Source organism: Rhodobacter viridis, assembly GCF_003217355.1.
In the GTDB taxonomy this organism is placed as follows: Bacteria; Pseudomonadota; Alphaproteobacteria; order Rhodobacterales; family Rhodobacteraceae; genus Rhodobacter; species Rhodobacter viridis.
Genome location: NZ_QJTK01000003.1, coordinates 301,014 through 316,586, shown reverse-complemented (window position 1 = coordinate 316,586; position 15,573 = coordinate 301,014). Strand labels below are relative to the sequence as shown.

Here is a 15,573-nt window from a genome sequence, read left to right as displayed (position 1 = left end):
GCCCGGAACCCGGACGCGGTTGGCTTTATCTTGCCCGAAATATCTCAAGGTGAGATGGGATCGAGCCACTTTCCAGTGGAAGGTGGCCCCATCGAACGGGCTGCCCGTGGCAGCCCTGGGGGCAGCGCCCCCGGCCTGTGTCACTTCTTCCCGGTCAGATCGTCGAACATGCCCCGGGCCTTGTCGACGCCCGATTCGGCCCGGTCGGTCACATCCTCGATCGCATCGGCGACATCGCCCAGCACCGGATCGATCGCATTGCGCCGAAACTGGATCCAGAGCGCCCGCACCGTCAGGATCGCCATGGCGAGCAGCGTCAGGAAGACGATGTTGAACCACGGAATGATCGAGACATCCGGCGCATCCACGGTCTTGATCGAGATCGCGTTCGGGAAGATCGAGAACAGCTCGCTGCGCCAGCCGTAATAGGTGACCACGCCCCATTTCGGCGCCTCGGCCGTCGATTGCAGGTCAGCCGCCTGCGTCGACAGGTTCGCGGTGTCGAATTTGAAATAGGGCGGCCAACCCCAGCCGGTGTCCTCGTTGCGATAGACGACGGGTTTGCCCTCGGGCGTCACCGTCGAGATGAACTGCACGTCATAGTTGGTCTGGCCCGCAGTCTTCACATCCGGCCCCGACCAGAAGATGCTGGTCCAGCCGCTCAGATCCTGCCGTTCCTGATAGATGTTGACCACCCGGACGACTTCATGCCGGGGCAGGGTGTAGTGCAGGAAGCTGCCGAAGATCACCGTGATCAGCAGCCAGAAAGTCCATTTGACGTATCCCATACTCACCTCTCAGTTGGCGAAATAGACAAGCGCTCCCACGACCGCGAAGGGCAGAAGCATCACCAGACGCAACATGCGCAAAGGCAGGCTGCTTTCCCATGCGGCCATTCCGCTCTGTAGATAGGCATCGAAGTCCAACGCATCACCGGCGCCATCGTTCCAAGCCGTCTCCAGCGCTTCACGTTTTCGCGATGCCAATGACAAGCGCAAGACCCAGTACCCCGATACCGCCATGATGGCGAGAAACACCAGTAATCTGCCAAATCCGATCATTTTTCGTCCCCGACCAGTCCGAACATGTGACAGGACCGCGGACAAGACACCGCGTTCCCGAACAGCCCGACCCGTCCGGAATGCGCTGTGGCTGCGCCCAAATGCGGACAGAGGTCCGCTTCGACCCTTTGGTCAGGAAAACTCACAAATTCGTCAGAGAACAGATGCACCGATGCCGCAGGGAAAAAATCTGCCGATCCGTGGCGCGGTCCACACGGCGGGACGGGCCCTCAATCGAGGCGAAAGACCTTGTCGCGCGCCGTCTCGCCCCGGATCAGGGTGAGCCGCGTCTTCGCCACGCCAAGGCTTTTTGCCAGCAGTTTCAGCACCGCCGCATTGGCCTTGCCGCCCTCGGGCACCACCGTCACATAGGCGCGCAACCCATCCTCGGCCGCCACGATCTGATTGCGCGACGCCTTGGGCGTCACGCGCAGGGCGATTTCCGCGCCCGGCTGCGCAAGATGGCTCAGATCACTCATACCCCCTTCTACCGCGCCCGCCTCGCCCGGCAAGCCCCCTGCTTGCAATCCCGGCCGCCCCCGCCGATATCTTTCACAGACAGGAGATGCGCGATGGATATTCCCCCCGGCACCGTCAACCGCGCCTTGCGCGACGAGACGACCCTCACCTTCCTTTCCACCCGCCGCTCGCGGCCGCCGAAGATGCTCGCCGCCCCCGCGCCGAACCGCGCCGCGCTGCGCGAGATCCTGACGATCGCCGCGCGCGTGCCCGATCACGGCAAGCTCGAGCCCTGGCGGTTCATCGTCCTTGAAAAACCCGCGCTCGAGCGGCTGGCCGACGAGGCTGCGGTTTTCGCCGCCACGCATCTTCTGCCCGAGGAGGTCGCGGCCAAGGGCGTGTCGCAATTCGTGCAAAGCCCGCTTTGCGTCGCGCTGATCGCCGTGCCGCGCCCGACCGACAAGGTGCCCGCGATCGAGCAGACGCTGTCTGTCGGCGCCGCCGGGATGCAGCTCGTGAATGCCGCGCTGGCCGCGGGCTGGGGGGCGGCCTGGCTCACCGGCTGGGTCGCGCATGATCGGCGTTTTGCCGCCCCGGCACTTGGTCTGGCCGAGGGCGAATGGGTTGCGGGCCTCATTCACATCGGCACCGAGACCGCCCCCCCGCCCGAACGCCCCCGCCCCGATCTTGACTGCCTCATCACATGGGTGACCGCATGATCTTCGACATCTTCCTGCGCGGTTGGGCCGATCTGGCCCGGCCCGGCGCGCTGAAAGTTCTGCTCAAGGGCATCGGCCTTGCGATCCTGCTGCTGCTTGCCGTCTGGTTCGGCCTCTTCGAGCTGATCGGCTGGTTCGTCCCCGACACGATCACCCTGCCGTGGATCGGCGAGATCGGTTGGATCGATCCGGCGCTGTCGATCGCCTCGATCGGCGTGATGCTGATCGCCTCGATCTTCCTGATGGTGCCGGTGGCCTCGATCTTCACCGGGTTCTTCCTCGACGAGGTTGCCGATCTGGTCGAGCGCGCGCATTACCCCGGCCTGCCGCCGGTGCGCGGCCTGAGCCTGTCGGAAACGCTGGGCGACAGTCTGCGCTTCTTCGGCGTGGTGCTTGCGGCGAACCTTGTGGCGCTGATCGTCTATCTGTTCGTCGGGCCTTTGGCGCCCGTCGTCTTCTTCGCGCTGAACGGCTATCTGCTCGGGCGCGAATATTTCCAGATGGCGGCTCTGCGGCGCATGGGCCGGGCCGAGGCACGGGCGCTTTATGCGGCCAACAAGACGACGATCTGGGCCTCGGGCGCGCTGATGGCGCTGCCGCTGACGGTGCCGGTTCTGAACCTGGCCGTGCCCGTGGTGGGGGCTGCCGCCTTCACCCACCTGTTTCACCGGCTGGCGCAGCGGTAACCGCGCCAGCCGAAAGGCTTACACCTGCTCGAGTTCGATCAGGCAGCCGTTGAAGTCCTTCGGATGCAGGAACAGCACGGGCTTGCCATGCGCGCCGATCTTCGGCTCGCCGGTGCCCAGAACGCGGGCGCCTTCGGCCTTGAGCTTGTCGCGCGCGGCCAGGATGTCTTCGACCTCGAAGCACATATGGTGGATCCCGCCCGAAGGATTCTTGTCGAGAAATCCCTGGATCGGGCTGTTTTCACCCAGAGGGTAAAGAAGCTCGATCTTGGTGTTGGGCAGTTCGATGAACACCACGGTCACGCCGTGGTCGGGTTCGTCCTGCGGCGGATTCACTTTGGCGCCAAGCGTGTTGGCATATTGCGCCGACGCTGCCGCAAGATCCGGCACGGCGATGGCGACATGGTTCAGACGTCCGATCATGGTGGGCCTCCAGTTGCTTTTCTTCGCATAGGGGGGGGGAAACCGCGATGCAAGCGCGCCGTTCGTTGTTTGCGTTAACCCGACGTTAGGCAAATGCACCGTTAACTCAGGGAAACGCGATTCCTCTGCCAGGGTGGCGCCATGACCGACGATCTGACCTCTTTCATCTCCTGCCGCCCGGCCACGGCGGAACGACCGCTGCTTGGTTTGACCGTGCTTCTGGTCGAAGACAGCCGCTTCGCCTCCGAAGCCGTGCGGCTTTTGTGCCTGCGCTCCGGCGCACGCATCCGCCGGGCGGATTGCCTGCGTTCGGCGCATCGGCATCTGGCCACCTATCGACCGAATGTGGTCGTGGTGGACATGGGCCTGCCCGATGGCTCGGGCGCCGATCTGATCCGTCACATCAAGGCCGCCGGTCCCGGCAGCCCGGCGGTGATCGGACTTTCCGGCGATCCCGGCATGATGGCCGAGGCGATGGAGGCCGGCGCGGATGCCTTCATGGAGAAACCGCTCGATTCGCTCGTGGCCTTCCAGGCGCGCGTGCTCTCGGTGCTGCCGCCCGACGTGCGCCCGGCCGGGGTGCGGCCGATGAATGACGACAAGGTGCTGCCCGACCCGCTCGCGCTGCGCGACGATCTGAGCCATGTGGCCGATGTTCTGGCAGCCGAACCCGATGGCGCGGTGCTGGGCTATGTGGCGCAGTTCCTCGCCGGTGTGGCGCGCTCCGCGCATGACGGCGATCTCGAATCGGCGGCCTCGGCGCTTGGCGGCAAGACTGCCCCGACCGAGGCGGCGATCTCGCGGCTCACCGGGATCGTGCAGGCCCGACTGGCCGCCGCCTCGGGGTTCTGAGGCTCGCCCGGACGAGCCCGCGCAAGGGCGTATTTGGGCCAAGAAAAAACCACGGCTTTTCCTGGCTCAAATACGCAAACCGTCCTACCCCTGCAGCACCGGGTCCGAGGCGACGCGCACCAGCCGCGTCAGGTCGGTCAGGCGCTCGATCTGCCGCCCGTCGGCATCGAAATTCGCCGGGGAGAGCCAGGCCTCATAGGCTTCCTGCAATCCCGGCCAATCCTTGTCGGTGGCGGCGAACCAGGCGGTGTCGCGGTTGCGCCCCTTGACGATCACCGCCTGCCGGAACGTGCCCTCGTAGCTCAGGCCAAGCCGCTCGGCCGCGCGGCGCGAGGGGATGTTGAGCGCATCGCATTTCCACTCAAAGCGCCGATAGCCTGCCCGGAACGCCCAGGAGATCATCAGGATCATCGCCTCGGTCGCCGCGGTCGAGCGCGACAGACGGCGCGACAGGTTGATGTGACCGAGTTCGATCACCCCCATTTCCGGGGTAATTCGCAGATAGGACATCACACCGGAAGCCAGCCCGGTTTCCTTCTCCACCACCGCATAGAACAGCGGATCGCGCGACGCGGCCATGTCGCCGACCCAGCGGATGTAGCCCGCTTCCGAGGGGAACGGCCCATAGGGCAGGTAATCCCAGATTGCGTCATCCTCGCTGTTGGCGCGGAAAAGCGCATCGGCATGGCGTTCCTCGAGCCGCTCCAACTGGCAGGCCCGGCCCTCGATCACCTCTGCATCGGGAAACCGCGGCGCCACCCAGCCCGTCAGCGCTTCGCCAAATTTCTTCATCTTCACCCTCCCCTTTCGGATCAGGCTAACCGCCCCGGCGCGGCGGCGCAATTGCCGCGCAAAGGCACCAATGCTTCCCAGATCCTGCCGCAATCCACGGCGATCCTGAGCGGGATCCCCCTGCCAGAGGACCGCCATGAAAGCACACGCCCTTCGCCTGATGAATGACAAGCGCCTGATCGATGCGGCGCATTGGACCAGCTTCAGCCTTGGCGCGACGAGCCTCGTCGTCGCCATCGGTGGCACCGCCTGGACCGCCTTCTTCGCCTGATCAGGCGAGGAAGCGCGGGTCCGTTCCCATGTCGAGCCCCGGAAAGATCGTGCGCTCCAGCGTCTCGCGCGGGGTTCCGTAAAGCCCCGCCAGCGCCCAGGCGCCGTAAGCGCGGATGTCCGCCGTCGGCATCAGGTCACGCCCGGCATAAAGATCGGCATCGGCCAGCCCCGGCCATTTGCCATAGACCTTGCCGCCCTTGAGGGCACCGCCCGCCATCACCATCGCGCCGCCGGTGCCGTGATCGGTACCCGCCGTGCCGTTCTGCCGTGCGGTGCGGCCGAATTCCGTCATCGCCAGCACCAGCGTCTCGCGCCAGACCGGGCCGAGTTCGGTCTTCAGCGTCGTCAGCATCGCCGCCAATTGCTCGGCCGGGCGGCGCAGCGCATGTTCCTGACCGCGGTGGGTGTCCCAGCCGGTCAGCGAAAAGGCCGCGATCCGCGCCGCACCCTTCAGCCGCGAGGCCGCAAAGGCCGCCAGAGCATTATGGCCGGGGACCTTTTCCGTCTCGGGTTTCGGCGGGCGCCGCCGGGCCGTGGGCACATCATCGCCAGAGAGATCATCCTCCATCGTCGCCTCTGGCGCGGTCATCGTCAGCGCATCGGCCGCCGCATCGCGGAACAACGGATCGTCGTGATAGATCGACTCGAGCAGCCGCCGCCCCTGCGAGGACAGGCCAAGCCAGGCATCCGGGGTCCAGGACATCGTCGGCGCCGCGCCCGAGAGGAGGCGCAGCTCTTCCTCGCCCACCGAATAGGCGGTCTCGGCCGTCGCGCCCGGCAGGGTCTGCAGCAGCCGGTTCAGCCAGCCGTCGCGGATCATCGAGACCGGCACATCCATCCCGGTCCCGGCTTCCAGCATGTCCTGACCGTCGAAATGGCTGCGCTTGTCGCGATAGGGGGTGGAAACGGCATGGGCAAAGCCAAGCTCGCCCGCGGTCCACATCGGCATCAGCTGCGGCACGAGCAGCGGATGCAGGCCGAAGAACCCGTCCAGATCGGCCGCCCCGGCCTTTGGCCCGATGGCGAAATCGGGGCGCAGCTTGGCCAGCAGCGGATCGCCATAGGGCTGCACGATGTCGAGCCCGTCCATGCCGCCACGCAGGATGATCACGACAAGCCGCCGATCCCCGGGGACGGCCGCGAAGGTCACCGAATTCATCAGCGGATGCGCCGCCGCCGAGCAGCCCGCCAGCATCGCGCTTTGCAGGAAGAAACGCCGTGTCAGCATGGGCTTATCTCCTCATGAATTCTGCCGAAGCCAGCACGAGTGCCACCGCCTCGGCCTTGGTTTCGGACCGTGGCACCGCCTGTGCCAAAGCCGGGGACAGCCGCGGGCCAAGGGCCGCTTCGGCAAAGGCCATCGGATCCGCGGGGGCCGCGCCATAAAGCAACGGCGCCCGCATCGCCCAGTTGATCCGCGCCGCAAGCTGCTGCGGCGAGATCCATTCCTCGTCTTCCTCGGGCCAGCCGTCGGGGCCGTTCGTGGCCAGCCACGGCTGCCCCATCTGGCGCATCGGAGCAAAGGCCGTGTTGCGGATTTCCTTGATCTTGCGCGCCCTCACCGCATCGCCGTCGACACCCAGCGCCCGCAGCCCGGTCGCCACATAGTCGAAGGGCTGCCGCACCTTGGCAAACTGCGGGGTCAGCGCGCCGGGATGCGTCAGGAGCACCTTGTAGACCGGCATCAGCTCGCCCCCCGATCGGCTGTAGGCCTCGGCCATCGCCGTGACCAAGGCCGGATCGGGCGCGGGGCCGACGAAATGCACCGCCAGTTTCGAGGCGAGATGGCGCGCGGTGTCAGGATGCAGCGCGAGCGTATCCAGCACGGCGTAGATGTCTTCGAGTTTGGCCGGATCGCCGCCGAAGGTCTTGCCCAGCACCGTCTCGGTGCCCGGCTCGGCCAGATTGGGGGCAAAGGCGAAATCCTCGCCCGAATCCGCCTGCATGCCGGTGAACAGCTCGGCCAGCTGCCGCACGTCGGTCTGGCTGTAATGGCCGCCCACCCCCAGCGTGTGCAGCTCCATCGCCTCGCGCGCGAGGTTTTCGTTCAGGCCAAGGCCGGGCCGCTTCTGCGCGCGGCGTGAATTCGGCCCGATCGAATAGCTCTGATCGAGGTAGATCAGCATCATCGGATGGGTTTCGGCCACCCGCAGCAAGGTCTTGAAATTGCCCGCGATATGAGGGCGCAGGGCCTCGCCATGCGCGCAGGACAGGCCGACATCCTGCCGCCGCTTCGCCATGACGGTGAAATGATCGCGCCAGAACGCCCAGAGCCTTTCGCGAAACCCGTCCGGGGCCTCGACCGCGCGGGCCAGGGACACTTGCAGGTTCTGCAGCAGGATCGTGGTCATGCGCTGCTTTTGCGCCGTGAAGGCGGCCTGCGTCGCCTCCGCATCAGCCTTGCTCGCATGTTTGGCGGTTTTCTTGGCGGCGCGGAAGTCGCGGGCCGCGGCCAGGGCATCTTCGGTGCTCAGCCCCGGCCATCGCGAGGCCAGAACATCGGGACCGGCCAGCGTTTCAAGCATCGCGCCCGCATCGGCCGGAGCGGGCTTGCCCGGTGCGGGGCCGAAGCCGAACCGCACCTGTGCCAGTTGCGAAAACTCCATCCTGCCCTCCCCTCAGAGACGTTGCGATGGATGTTACGCAAAAAGGAAAGGATGCCGTCGTCACCTTCGGCACCCTTTTTCTCACGCTTGCGTGAAGATCACGCGTCTTTCGGCAGAACCCGCAGGCGCAGTTCGCGCAGCTGTTCGTTCAGCGGCTCGGAGGGCGCGCCCATCATCAGGTCTTCGGCGCGCTGGTTCATCGGGAACATGATGACTTCGCGGATGTTCGCCGTATCGGCCAGCAGCATCACGATCCGGTCGATGCCCGCAGCACAACCACCGTGGGGCGGGGCCCCGTAGCGGAACGCCTTGACCATGCCGCCAAAGCGTTTCTCGACTTCTTCCTTCGGGTAGCCCGCCAGCTCGAAGGCCTTGAACATGATGTCGGGGCGGTGGTTGCGGATGCCGCCCGAAACCAGTTCGTAGCCGTTGCAGGCGAGGTCATATTGATAGGCATAGACCTTGAGCGGATCGCCCATCAGCGCCTCGAGCCCGCCTTGCGGCATCGAGAACGGGTTGTGGCTGAAGTCGATCTTGCCCTCGTCGGTCTTCTCGTACATCGGGAAATCGACGATCCAGGCGAAGCGGAAGGTGTCGGTTTCCGTCAGGCCCAGCTCGCGGCCGATCTCGTTGCGGGCCTTGCCCGCGACGGATTCGAACTGCTCGGCCTTGCCGCCAAGGAAGAACACCGCATCGCCTTCGGTCAGCGACAGCTGCGTGCGAATGGCTTCGGTGCGCTCGGCGCCCAGCGCTTTCGCGATCGGACCGGCGGCTTCCATCGAGCCATCCTCGGCCTTGCGCCAGAAGATATAGCCCATGCCCGGCAGGCCGTTCGCTTGCGCAAAGGCGTTCATCCGGTCGCAGAACTTGCGCGAGCCGCCCGTCGGCGCCGGGATCGCCCGCACTTCGGTGCCGTCGTTTTCGAGCAGCTTCGCAAAGATCGCAAAGCCCGAGTCGCGGAAATGCTCCGACACATCGGCCATCTTGATCGGGTTGCGCAGGTCGGGCTTGTCCGAGCCATACCACAGAAGCGAGTCGCGATAGGCGATCAGCGGCCAGTTCGGATCGACTTTCTTGCCTTTGCCGAATTCCTCGAACAGCCCCTGAATGACCGGCTGCACGGCGGCAAACACGTCTTCCTGCTTCACGAAGCTCATCTCGATGTCGAGCTGATAGAAGTCGGTCGGCGAGCGGTCGGCGCGGGGATCTTCGTCGCGGAAGCAGGGCGCGATCTGGAAGTAACGGTCAAAGCCCGCCACCATGATCAGCTGCTTGAACTGCTGCGGCGCCTGCGGCAGCGCGTAGAACTTGCCCGGATGCAGGCGCGACGGCACGAGGAAGTCGCGCGCCCCTTCGGGCGAAGACGCGGTGATGATCGGCGTCTGGAATTCGGTGAAGCCGGTGTTCCACATCCGGTTGCGCAGGCTGCGCACCACATGCGAGCGCAGCATCATGTTCGCATGCAGGCTTTCGCGGCGCAGATCGAGGAAGCGATAGGTCAGGCGGGTTTCTTCCGGATATTCCGGCTCGCCGAAGACCTGCACCGGCAGATCGCCCTCGACCGGGCCGAGCACTTCCACGTCCTTGACGTAGACCTCGATCTCGCCGGTCGGGATCTTGCTGTTCACCAGCGAGGCATCGCGCAGCTTCACCTTGCCGTCGATGCGGATCACCCATTCGGCGCGGACCTTTTCCAGCGCCGCGAACGCCGGGCTGTCGCCGTCGCACAGGATCTGCGTGATGCCGTAATGGTCGCGCAGGTCGATGAAGAGCACACCGCCGTGATCTCGCACCCGATGCACCCAGCCGGACAGACGAACTTCCTCACCCGCATTCGCGGCGCTGAGGGCGGCGCAGGTATGGCTGCGATAGGCGTGCATAACTCTCCCCTTTCCCGGGCTTGTCGTATCGTCGCCCGATCAACCGCGAAGGCCGGGCAAAGTCAAGCCACCGCCTTGCGCCGCACCGTCGCCATTGCGTGAACAATCGCCCAAATTAAGCCAAATTCGCCGCCTATCCGGGCGCAACACCTCGAAATGACCCGGACCATGCCCACACCTGACCCGTCGCCCCGCCGCTCTGTCGCGCTGCATCTTGCCCTTGCCGCGCTTTGTGCGCTTGCGGCGACGCGGGTTCTGGGCTTTGCGGCGCCCTCGCGCGATCTGATGGCACTCTGGCTGGCGGCGCAGGAGGTGGCGGCGGGAACGCCCGACCGGATCTATGCCCCGCTCGAGCCGCTCTTCACCATGCGCCCGGCAATGGACTGGTATGCGAGGGCCGAGGTGCTGGGGCGGCCCGGGCAGGTCTATCCCTATCTTTATCCGCCGCTCTGGGCACATCTGCTGGCGCCGTTGACCGGGCAGATCGGCTTTGCCAATTTCGCGGCGGCGGTGCTCGGGGTGCAGGCGGGGTTGCTCGCGCTGATGCCGATGCTGGCGCTGCGGCTCGCGGGCCTTGTCGCGCCCCCGGCGCGGGCGCAGATCCTGTTCTGGATCGGCGCCGTGGCCGCGCTGATCCTGAGCCATGGCGTGCCGATTGCCCTGACGCAGGGGCAACCGCAAATCACCGTTGCCTTTCTGACCCTTCTGGCGCTGGAACGCGCCGCAGCGGGACGCCCGCTGAGCGCGGGGCTGTGCATGGGGGTGGCGATCGCGCTCAAGCTGACGCCGCTGCCGCTGGCGCTGCTCTGGTGCGTCACCGGGCAGGGCCGCGCCGCTGGCATCGCGCTGGCCACTGCGGCGGCGCTGGCGTTGGTCTCCATCGCCTGGGCCGGTTGGCCGGTGCACGCGCTCTTTCTGGCGCATCTGCAGGCGATCAATGCCACGGCGATCTCGTCGATGGTCGTCGCCTCCTTCGATCAGCTTTGGGGCAGCCTCTGCTGCTCGGATCTGGCACAGAAAATCCCCGACCTGCCGCCCGAAATCGGGACCTCGACCACCGGCTGGTTCATCTTGCCGAAATCCGCGCTTTGGGCCGGCGCGCAAAAGCTCGCAATCGTGATCGCGCTCGCGGGCTTCGGCTGGGCCCTGCACCGCAAGACCGATCCGCTGCCCCGTGCCCTGCTCTGGGGGGCGGCGATCGCGACGCTCGCCTTCCTCGGCCCGATCGGCTGGCTTTATTACTACCTGGTGTCGCTCGTGCTGCTGCCGCTTGTCGTTCCGGCGCTTGGCTTGCGGGCGCTGCTCCTGCCGGGTCCTGTCCTTCTTCTGATCAACCTCGGCCGCGGTCCCGCCCTGCCCGGCTGGCTTTCCCCCTTCGCCCATGTCTCGACATCGCTGGCGATGCTCGTCATGATCGCGGTCTTCCTGTGGGCGGCCTTCCGCCCCCTGCCTCAAAACCGCATCCCGCCCATGCAATGACGCTTGCGCCGCGCCGCGACCTGACTATAACCCCCATCAATTTGCGCACCGGACCCCACGGCCCGGTGCGTCTTGCCGCGCCATGACATAAAGGGGTCCCCCATGCCGAAGAGAACCGACATCCAGTCCATCCTCATCATCGGCGCGGGCCCCATCATCATCGGGCAGGCCTGCGAGTTCGACTATTCGGGCGCCCAAGCCTGCAAGGCGCTGCGCGAAGAGGGCTACCGGGTCATCCTGGTGAACTCGAACCCGGCGACGATCATGACCGACCCGGAAATGGCCGATGCGACCTATATCGAGCCGATCACCCCCGAAGTTGTCGCGAAGATCATCGAAAAGGAACGCCCCGATGCGCTTCTGCCGACGATGGGCGGGCAGACCGGCCTGAACACCTCGCTGGCGCTGGCCGACATGGGCGTTTTGGAAAAATTCGGCGTCGAGCTGATCGGCGCCAACCGCGAGGCCATCGAGATGGCCGAAGACCGCAAGCTTTTCCGCGAGGCGATGGACCGGATCGGGCTCGAAAACCCGAAAGCCACGATCATCTCGGCGCCGAAGCTGGAAAACGGCAAATACGACATCTCGGCGGGCGTGCGTCAGGCGCTGATCGACCTTGAGCACATCGGCCTGCCCGCGATCATCCGCCCCGCCTTCACGCTGGGCGGCACCGGTGGCGGCGTCGCCTACAACCGCGACGACTACGAGGCCATCGTGCGTTCGGGGCTTGATGCCTCGCCCGTCGCGCAGGTGCTGATCGACGAGTCGCTCCTGGGCTGGAAAGAATACGAGATGGAGGTGGTGCGCGACAAAGCCGACAATGCCATCATCGTTTGCTCGATCGAAAACGTCGATCCGATGGGCGTGCATACGGGCGATTCCATCACCGTTGCCCCGGCGCTGACGCTGACCGACAAGGAATACCAGATCATGCGCAACGGCTCGATCGCCGTGCTGCGCGAGATCGGCGTCGAAACCGGCGGCTCGAACGTGCAATGGGCGATCAACCCGGCCGATGGCCGCATGGTGGTGATCGAGATGAACCCGCGCGTCAGCCGCTCCTCGGCGCTGGCCTCGAAAGCCACCGGCTTCCCGATCGCGAAGATCGCGGCGAAGCTCGCCGTCGGCTACACGCTCGATGAGCTCGACAACGACATCACCAAGGTCACGCCCGCCTCGTTCGAGCCGACCATCGACTATGTCGTGACCAAGATCCCGCGCTTTGCCTTTGAAAAATTCCCCGGCTCGAAGCCGGAACTGACCACCGCGATGAAATCGGTAGGCGAGGCGATGGCGATCGGCCGGACCTTCCACGAATCGGTGCAAAAGGCGCTCGCCTCGATGGAAACCGGCCTGACCGGCTTTGACGAAATCGCCATCGAAGGCGCCCCCGACAAGGCCGCGGTGATCAAGGCGATCTCTCGCCAGACCCCGGACCGGATGCGCCTGATCGCGCAAGCCATGCGCCACGGCCTGACCGATGCCGAAATCGTTGCGGCCACCGCCTTCGATCCCTGGTTCCTCGCCCGCATCCGCGAAATCGTCGAGGCCGAGGCCGCGATCCGCAAGACCGGCCTGCCGCTCGATGAAAAGGGCCTGCGCAAGCTGAAGATGATGGGCTTCACCGATGCCCGTCTGGCGAAGCTGACCGGCCGCGACGAGGGCCAGGTCCGCCGCGCCCGCCGCAATCTGGGCGTCACCGCCGTCTTCAAGCGCATCGACACCTGCGCCGCCGAATTCGAGGCGCAGACCCCCTACATGTATTCGACCTACGAAGTCCCGGCGATGGGCGATGTCGAATGCGAGGCCCGGCCGAGCGACCGCAAGAAGGTCGTCATCCTTGGCGGCGGCCCGAACCGGATCGGTCAGGGGATCGAGTTCGATTATTGCTGCTGCCATGCCTGCTTCGCGCTGACGAAGGCGGGTTATGAAACCATCATGATCAACTGCAACCCGGAAACGGTGTCGACCGATTATGACACCTCGGACCGGCTCTATTTCGAGCCGCTGACGCTGGAACATGTGCTGGAAATCCTGCGCGTCGAGCAGGATAACGGCACGCTGCATGGCGTGATCGTGCAATTCGGCGGCCAGACGCCGCTCAAGCTCGCGAATGCGCTCGAAGCCGAAGGCATTCCGATCCTTGGCACCACGCCCGACGCGATCGACCTTGCCGAAGACCGCGAGCGCTTCCAGCACCTGCTGAACGATCTGGAGCTGAAGCAACCGGTCAACGGCATCGCCTCGACCGAGGCGCAAGCCTTTGAAATCGCAGGACGTGTCGGCTATCCGCTCGTCATTCGCCCGTCCTATGTGCTGGGTGGCCGCGCGATGGAAATCGTGCGCGACACCGAGCATCTGAAACGCTACATCACCACCGCCGTGCATGTCTCGGGTGACAGCCCGGTGCTGCTCGACAGCTATCTGTCGGGCGCGATCGAGGTCGATGTCGATGCGCTCTCGGATGGCAAGACCGTCCATGTCGCGGGCATCATGCAGCATATCGAGGAAGCGGGCGTCCATTCGGGCGACTCGGCCTGTTCGCTGCCGCCCTATTCGCTGTCGGCCGAAACCGTGGCGGAGCTGAAGGCGCAGACCGAGAAAATGGCGCTCGCCCTTGGCGTCGTCGGTTTGATGAACGTGCAATTCGCGATCAAGGACGGGGTGATCTACGTTCTGGAAGTCAACCCGCGTGCCAGCCGCACCGTGCCCTTCGTCGCCAAGGCCACCGACTCGGCCATTGCCTCGATCGCCGCGCGTCTGATGGCGGGCGAGCCGATGGCGAATTTCCCGATGCGCGCCGCCTATCCCGAAGGCGTCGGCCCGGAAACGCCCCTGCCCTTCGCCGATCCGCTGACGCTCGCCGATCCGAACACGCCGTGGTTCTCGGTCAAGGAGGCGGTGCTGCCCTTCGCCCGCTTCCCCGGCGTCGATACCCTCTTGGGGCCGGAAATGCGCTCGACCGGGGAAGTCATGGGCTGGGACCGCAACTTCCCGCGCGCTTTCCTCAAGGCGCAGATGGGCGCGGGCACGCATCTGCCGGAAAGCGGCCGGGTGTTCCTGTCGATCAAGGATGCCGACAAGTCGGATGATCTGGCCGATGCCGCCCGCGATCTGATCGCGATGGGCTTCACGCTGATTGCCACCCGCGGCACCGGCGCCTGGCTGAAGGAAAAGGGCGTCGAGGCCGAGGCGGTGAACAAGGTCTACGAGGGCCGTCCGAACATCGTCGACCGGCTGAAGAATGGCGATATCGCGCTGGTCTTCAACACCACCGACGGCAACCAGTCGGTTTCGGACAGCCGGGAAATCCGCGCCGTCGCGCTTTACGACAAGATCCCCTATTTCACCACCGCCGCCGCCTCCATCGCCGCTGTCGCCGCGATGAAGAGCCGTGCCGAGGGCGAAATCTCGGTGCGGCCGCTGCAGGCCTGATCCCAAGGCACGGAGCCCCAGCGGCTCCGTGCCGCCACAGTTTGTAGTCCGTCGCAACATTTCGCGCTGCGACATGCTGGCACCACCACCAGCGGCAATCGTGGGTTGATTCGCCCCCTCGATCCGCCTAGGTTCCGCCCGACAAGAAATTTGGAGGCAGGAATGAAACGCATTTTCCTTTGCATGTTGGCATGCAGCGCGATCAGCGCCCCGGTCGCTCAGGCCGCAGACGTCACCGGGGCCACCCTCGGTCTCGATTACAGCGCCTTCACCGACGACACCGGCGGCACCGCGAACAAGACTGCGCTCTCCGGCAGCGTCGAGCTTGGCTTCGACCGCAATTTCAGCCTGCAGGGTGACATGTCGATCGGCCATTTCGGGCTCACCGATGTCGATACCTTCGGTGCCGCGGTGCATGGCATCTATCATGCCAGCGAATTCGCCTCGGTCGGCGCCTTCATCGGCCGTGACTCGATCGAGGGCGACGGCGATACCTTCTATGGCGCGGAAGCCGGGTTCGAGCAGGGCCAGTTCAGCGGCAATGTCTATGTCTCGCACATGAACGACCCGCTGGCAGATGGCACGCTGATGGGGATCGGCGGCGCCTATAAAGCGACCGACGCCTTCACGCTCGGCGCCTCCTACGACAATATCGACGTCGACAGCTACGACCTCTCGCGGGCCCAGTTGGAAGCGGAATACCGCATGGACAACTTCGCCGTGACCGCCCAGCTCGGCAGCGCCGATGCCGAGGGTTTCGGGTCGGAAACCTACTTTGGCGTTGGCGCCAAAGTCACCTTCGGAGCCAAGCGCGGGACAACCTTCGAGCAGCGCGGATTGCTGGCCATCTGGCCGGGACTCTAAGCCACGACCGGGGAAAATGCCCCACCCGCAATACGAGAACGACC

At 65.4% G+C, this 15,573-nt stretch carries 15 protein-coding genes; 7 read left to right on the top strand and 8 right to left on the bottom strand.

Features of this window, described 5'->3' with window-relative positions:
* Positions 1-140: 140 nt before the first annotated feature.
* The 3 genes from C8J30_RS07005 to C8J30_RS06995 form a co-directional block, all read right to left on the bottom strand.
* Complete coding sequence (locus C8J30_RS07005) at positions 141-788, bottom strand: DUF1523 family protein (protein WP_110804991.1); 648 nt, start codon at positions 786-788, stop codon at positions 141-143.
* A 9-nt stretch (positions 789-797) separates the two neighbouring features.
* Complete coding sequence (locus C8J30_RS07000; RefSeq protein ID WP_110804990.1) at positions 798-1,061, bottom strand: hypothetical protein; 264 nt, start codon at positions 1,059-1,061, stop codon at positions 798-800.
* A gap of 230 nt (positions 1,062-1,291) precedes the next feature.
* A complete protein-coding gene (locus C8J30_RS06995) occupies positions 1,292-1,540 on the bottom strand; it encodes a DUF167 domain-containing protein (RefSeq protein WP_110804989.1) in 249 nt (82 codons plus the stop codon).
* Positions 1,541-1,633: 93 nt separating this feature from the next.
* On the opposite strand from C8J30_RS06995, the gene C8J30_RS06990 reads away from it, so the two are divergent.
* Together C8J30_RS06990 and C8J30_RS06985 are read left to right on the top strand one after the other, a co-directional pair.
* On the top strand, positions 1,634-2,239 hold the full coding sequence (locus C8J30_RS06990) for a nitroreductase family protein (protein WP_110804988.1): 606 nt from the start codon (positions 1,634-1,636) through the stop codon (positions 2,237-2,239).
* On the top strand, positions 2,236-2,925 hold the full coding sequence (locus C8J30_RS06985; protein ID WP_110805035.1) for an EI24 domain-containing protein: 690 nt from the start codon (positions 2,236-2,238) through the stop codon (positions 2,923-2,925). Before C8J30_RS06990 ends, C8J30_RS06985 begins: the two co-directional genes overlap by 4 nt.
* 18 nt (positions 2,926-2,943) lie before the next feature.
* On the opposite strand, the gene mce is transcribed toward C8J30_RS06985, so the two are convergent.
* Entirely contained in the window at positions 2,944-3,348 is a 405-nt protein-coding gene (gene mce, locus C8J30_RS06980) for a methylmalonyl-CoA epimerase (protein ID WP_013066282.1), read from the bottom strand.
* 141 nt (positions 3,349-3,489) lie between these two features.
* On the opposite strand from mce, the gene C8J30_RS06975 reads away from it, so the two are divergent.
* Positions 3,490-4,200 carry a response regulator gene (locus C8J30_RS06975; RefSeq protein ID WP_110804987.1) on the top strand — a complete coding sequence of 237 codons (711 nt, stop codon included), beginning with the start codon at positions 3,490-3,492 and terminating at the stop codon, positions 4,198-4,200.
* A gap of 84 nt (positions 4,201-4,284) precedes the next feature.
* Here C8J30_RS06975 and C8J30_RS06970 read toward each other — a convergent pair whose 3' ends face one another.
* Positions 4,285-4,992, bottom strand: a complete 708-nt coding sequence (locus C8J30_RS06970; RefSeq protein WP_110805034.1) for a GNAT family N-acetyltransferase — start codon at positions 4,990-4,992, stop codon at positions 4,285-4,287.
* Between the two features lie 136 nt (positions 4,993-5,128).
* On the opposite strand from C8J30_RS06970, the gene C8J30_RS19230 reads away from it, so the two are divergent.
* Positions 5,129-5,263 carry a hypothetical protein gene (locus C8J30_RS19230; RefSeq protein WP_281269372.1) on the top strand — a complete coding sequence of 45 codons (135 nt, stop codon included), beginning with the start codon at positions 5,129-5,131 and terminating at the stop codon, positions 5,261-5,263.
* Here C8J30_RS19230 and C8J30_RS06965 read toward each other — a convergent pair whose 3' ends face one another.
* The 3 genes from C8J30_RS06965 to aspS all read right to left on the bottom strand — a co-directional run bounded on the left by C8J30_RS06965 (position 5,264) and on the right by aspS (position 9,751).
* Positions 5,264-6,493 (bottom strand): DUF1501 domain-containing protein, encoded by a 1,230-nt coding sequence (locus tag C8J30_RS06965; RefSeq protein WP_110804986.1) that lies wholly within the window; start codon positions 6,491-6,493, stop codon positions 5,264-5,266. It abuts the gene before it with no gap.
* Positions 6,494-6,497: 4 nt separating this feature from the next.
* Entirely contained in the window at positions 6,498-7,871 is a 1,374-nt protein-coding gene (locus C8J30_RS06960) for a DUF1800 domain-containing protein (RefSeq protein ID WP_110804985.1), read from the bottom strand.
* Between the two features lie 98 nt (positions 7,872-7,969).
* Positions 7,970-9,751: an aspartate--tRNA ligase gene (gene aspS / locus C8J30_RS06955; protein ID WP_110804984.1), complete on the bottom strand. Its 1,782-nt coding sequence runs from the start codon at positions 9,749-9,751 to the stop codon at positions 7,970-7,972.
* 168 nt (positions 9,752-9,919) lie between these two features.
* Here aspS and C8J30_RS06950 point away from each other — a divergent pair, with 168 nt between their 5' ends.
* The 3 genes from C8J30_RS06950 to C8J30_RS06940 all read left to right on the top strand — a co-directional run bounded on the left by C8J30_RS06950 (position 9,920) and on the right by C8J30_RS06940 (position 15,529).
* Positions 9,920-11,230 (top strand): glycosyltransferase family 87 protein, encoded by a 1,311-nt coding sequence (locus C8J30_RS06950; protein ID WP_181420799.1) that lies wholly within the window; start codon positions 9,920-9,922, stop codon positions 11,228-11,230.
* Positions 11,231-11,332: 102 nt separating this feature from the next.
* The gene (gene carB, locus C8J30_RS06945; protein WP_110804982.1) at positions 11,333-14,665 is read left to right on the top strand and encodes a carbamoyl-phosphate synthase large subunit; all 3,333 of its coding nucleotides are present in this window, start codon (positions 11,333-11,335) and stop codon (positions 14,663-14,665) included.
* Positions 14,666-14,827: 162 nt separating this feature from the next.
* Entirely contained in the window at positions 14,828-15,529 is a 702-nt protein-coding gene (locus C8J30_RS06940) for a porin (protein ID WP_110804981.1), read from the top strand.
* Positions 15,530-15,573: the final 44 nt, after the last annotated feature.

Bases quoted from the DNA above. Each gene is read 5' to 3' on its own strand.
- C8J30_RS07005 (WP_110804991.1), bottom strand. From the start codon at position 788: ATGGGATACGTCAAATGGACTTTCTGGCTGCTGATCACGGTGATCTTC.
- C8J30_RS07000 (WP_110804990.1), bottom strand. From the start codon at position 1,061: ATGATCGGATTTGGCAGATTACTGGTGTTTCTCGCCATCATGGCGGTA.
- C8J30_RS06995 (WP_110804989.1), bottom strand. From the start codon at position 1,540: ATGAGTGATCTGAGCCATCTTGCGCAGCCGGGCGCGGAAATCGCCCTG.
- C8J30_RS06990 (WP_110804988.1), top strand. From the start codon at position 1,634: ATGGATATTCCCCCCGGCACCGTCAACCGCGCCTTGCGCGACGAGACG.
- C8J30_RS06985 (WP_110805035.1), top strand. From the start codon at position 2,236: ATGATCTTCGACATCTTCCTGCGCGGTTGGGCCGATCTGGCCCGGCCC.
- mce (WP_013066282.1), bottom strand. From the start codon at position 3,348: ATGATCGGACGTCTGAACCATGTCGCCATCGCCGTGCCGGATCTTGCG.
- C8J30_RS06975 (WP_110804987.1), top strand. From the start codon at position 3,490: ATGACCGACGATCTGACCTCTTTCATCTCCTGCCGCCCGGCCACGGCG.
- C8J30_RS06970 (WP_110805034.1), bottom strand. From the start codon at position 4,992: ATGAAGAAATTTGGCGAAGCGCTGACGGGCTGGGTGGCGCCGCGGTTT.
- C8J30_RS19230 (WP_281269372.1), top strand. From the start codon at position 5,129: ATGAAAGCACACGCCCTTCGCCTGATGAATGACAAGCGCCTGATCGAT.
- C8J30_RS06965 (WP_110804986.1), bottom strand. From the start codon at position 6,493: ATGCTGACACGGCGTTTCTTCCTGCAAAGCGCGATGCTGGCGGGCTGC.
- C8J30_RS06960 (WP_110804985.1), bottom strand. From the start codon at position 7,871: ATGGAGTTTTCGCAACTGGCACAGGTGCGGTTCGGCTTCGGCCCCGCA.
- aspS (WP_110804984.1), bottom strand. From the start codon at position 9,751: ATGCACGCCTATCGCAGCCATACCTGCGCCGCCCTCAGCGCCGCGAAT.
- C8J30_RS06950 (WP_181420799.1), top strand. From the start codon at position 9,920: ATGCCCACACCTGACCCGTCGCCCCGCCGCTCTGTCGCGCTGCATCTT.
- carB (WP_110804982.1), top strand. From the start codon at position 11,333: ATGCCGAAGAGAACCGACATCCAGTCCATCCTCATCATCGGCGCGGGC.
- C8J30_RS06940 (WP_110804981.1), top strand. From the start codon at position 14,828: ATGAAACGCATTTTCCTTTGCATGTTGGCATGCAGCGCGATCAGCGCC.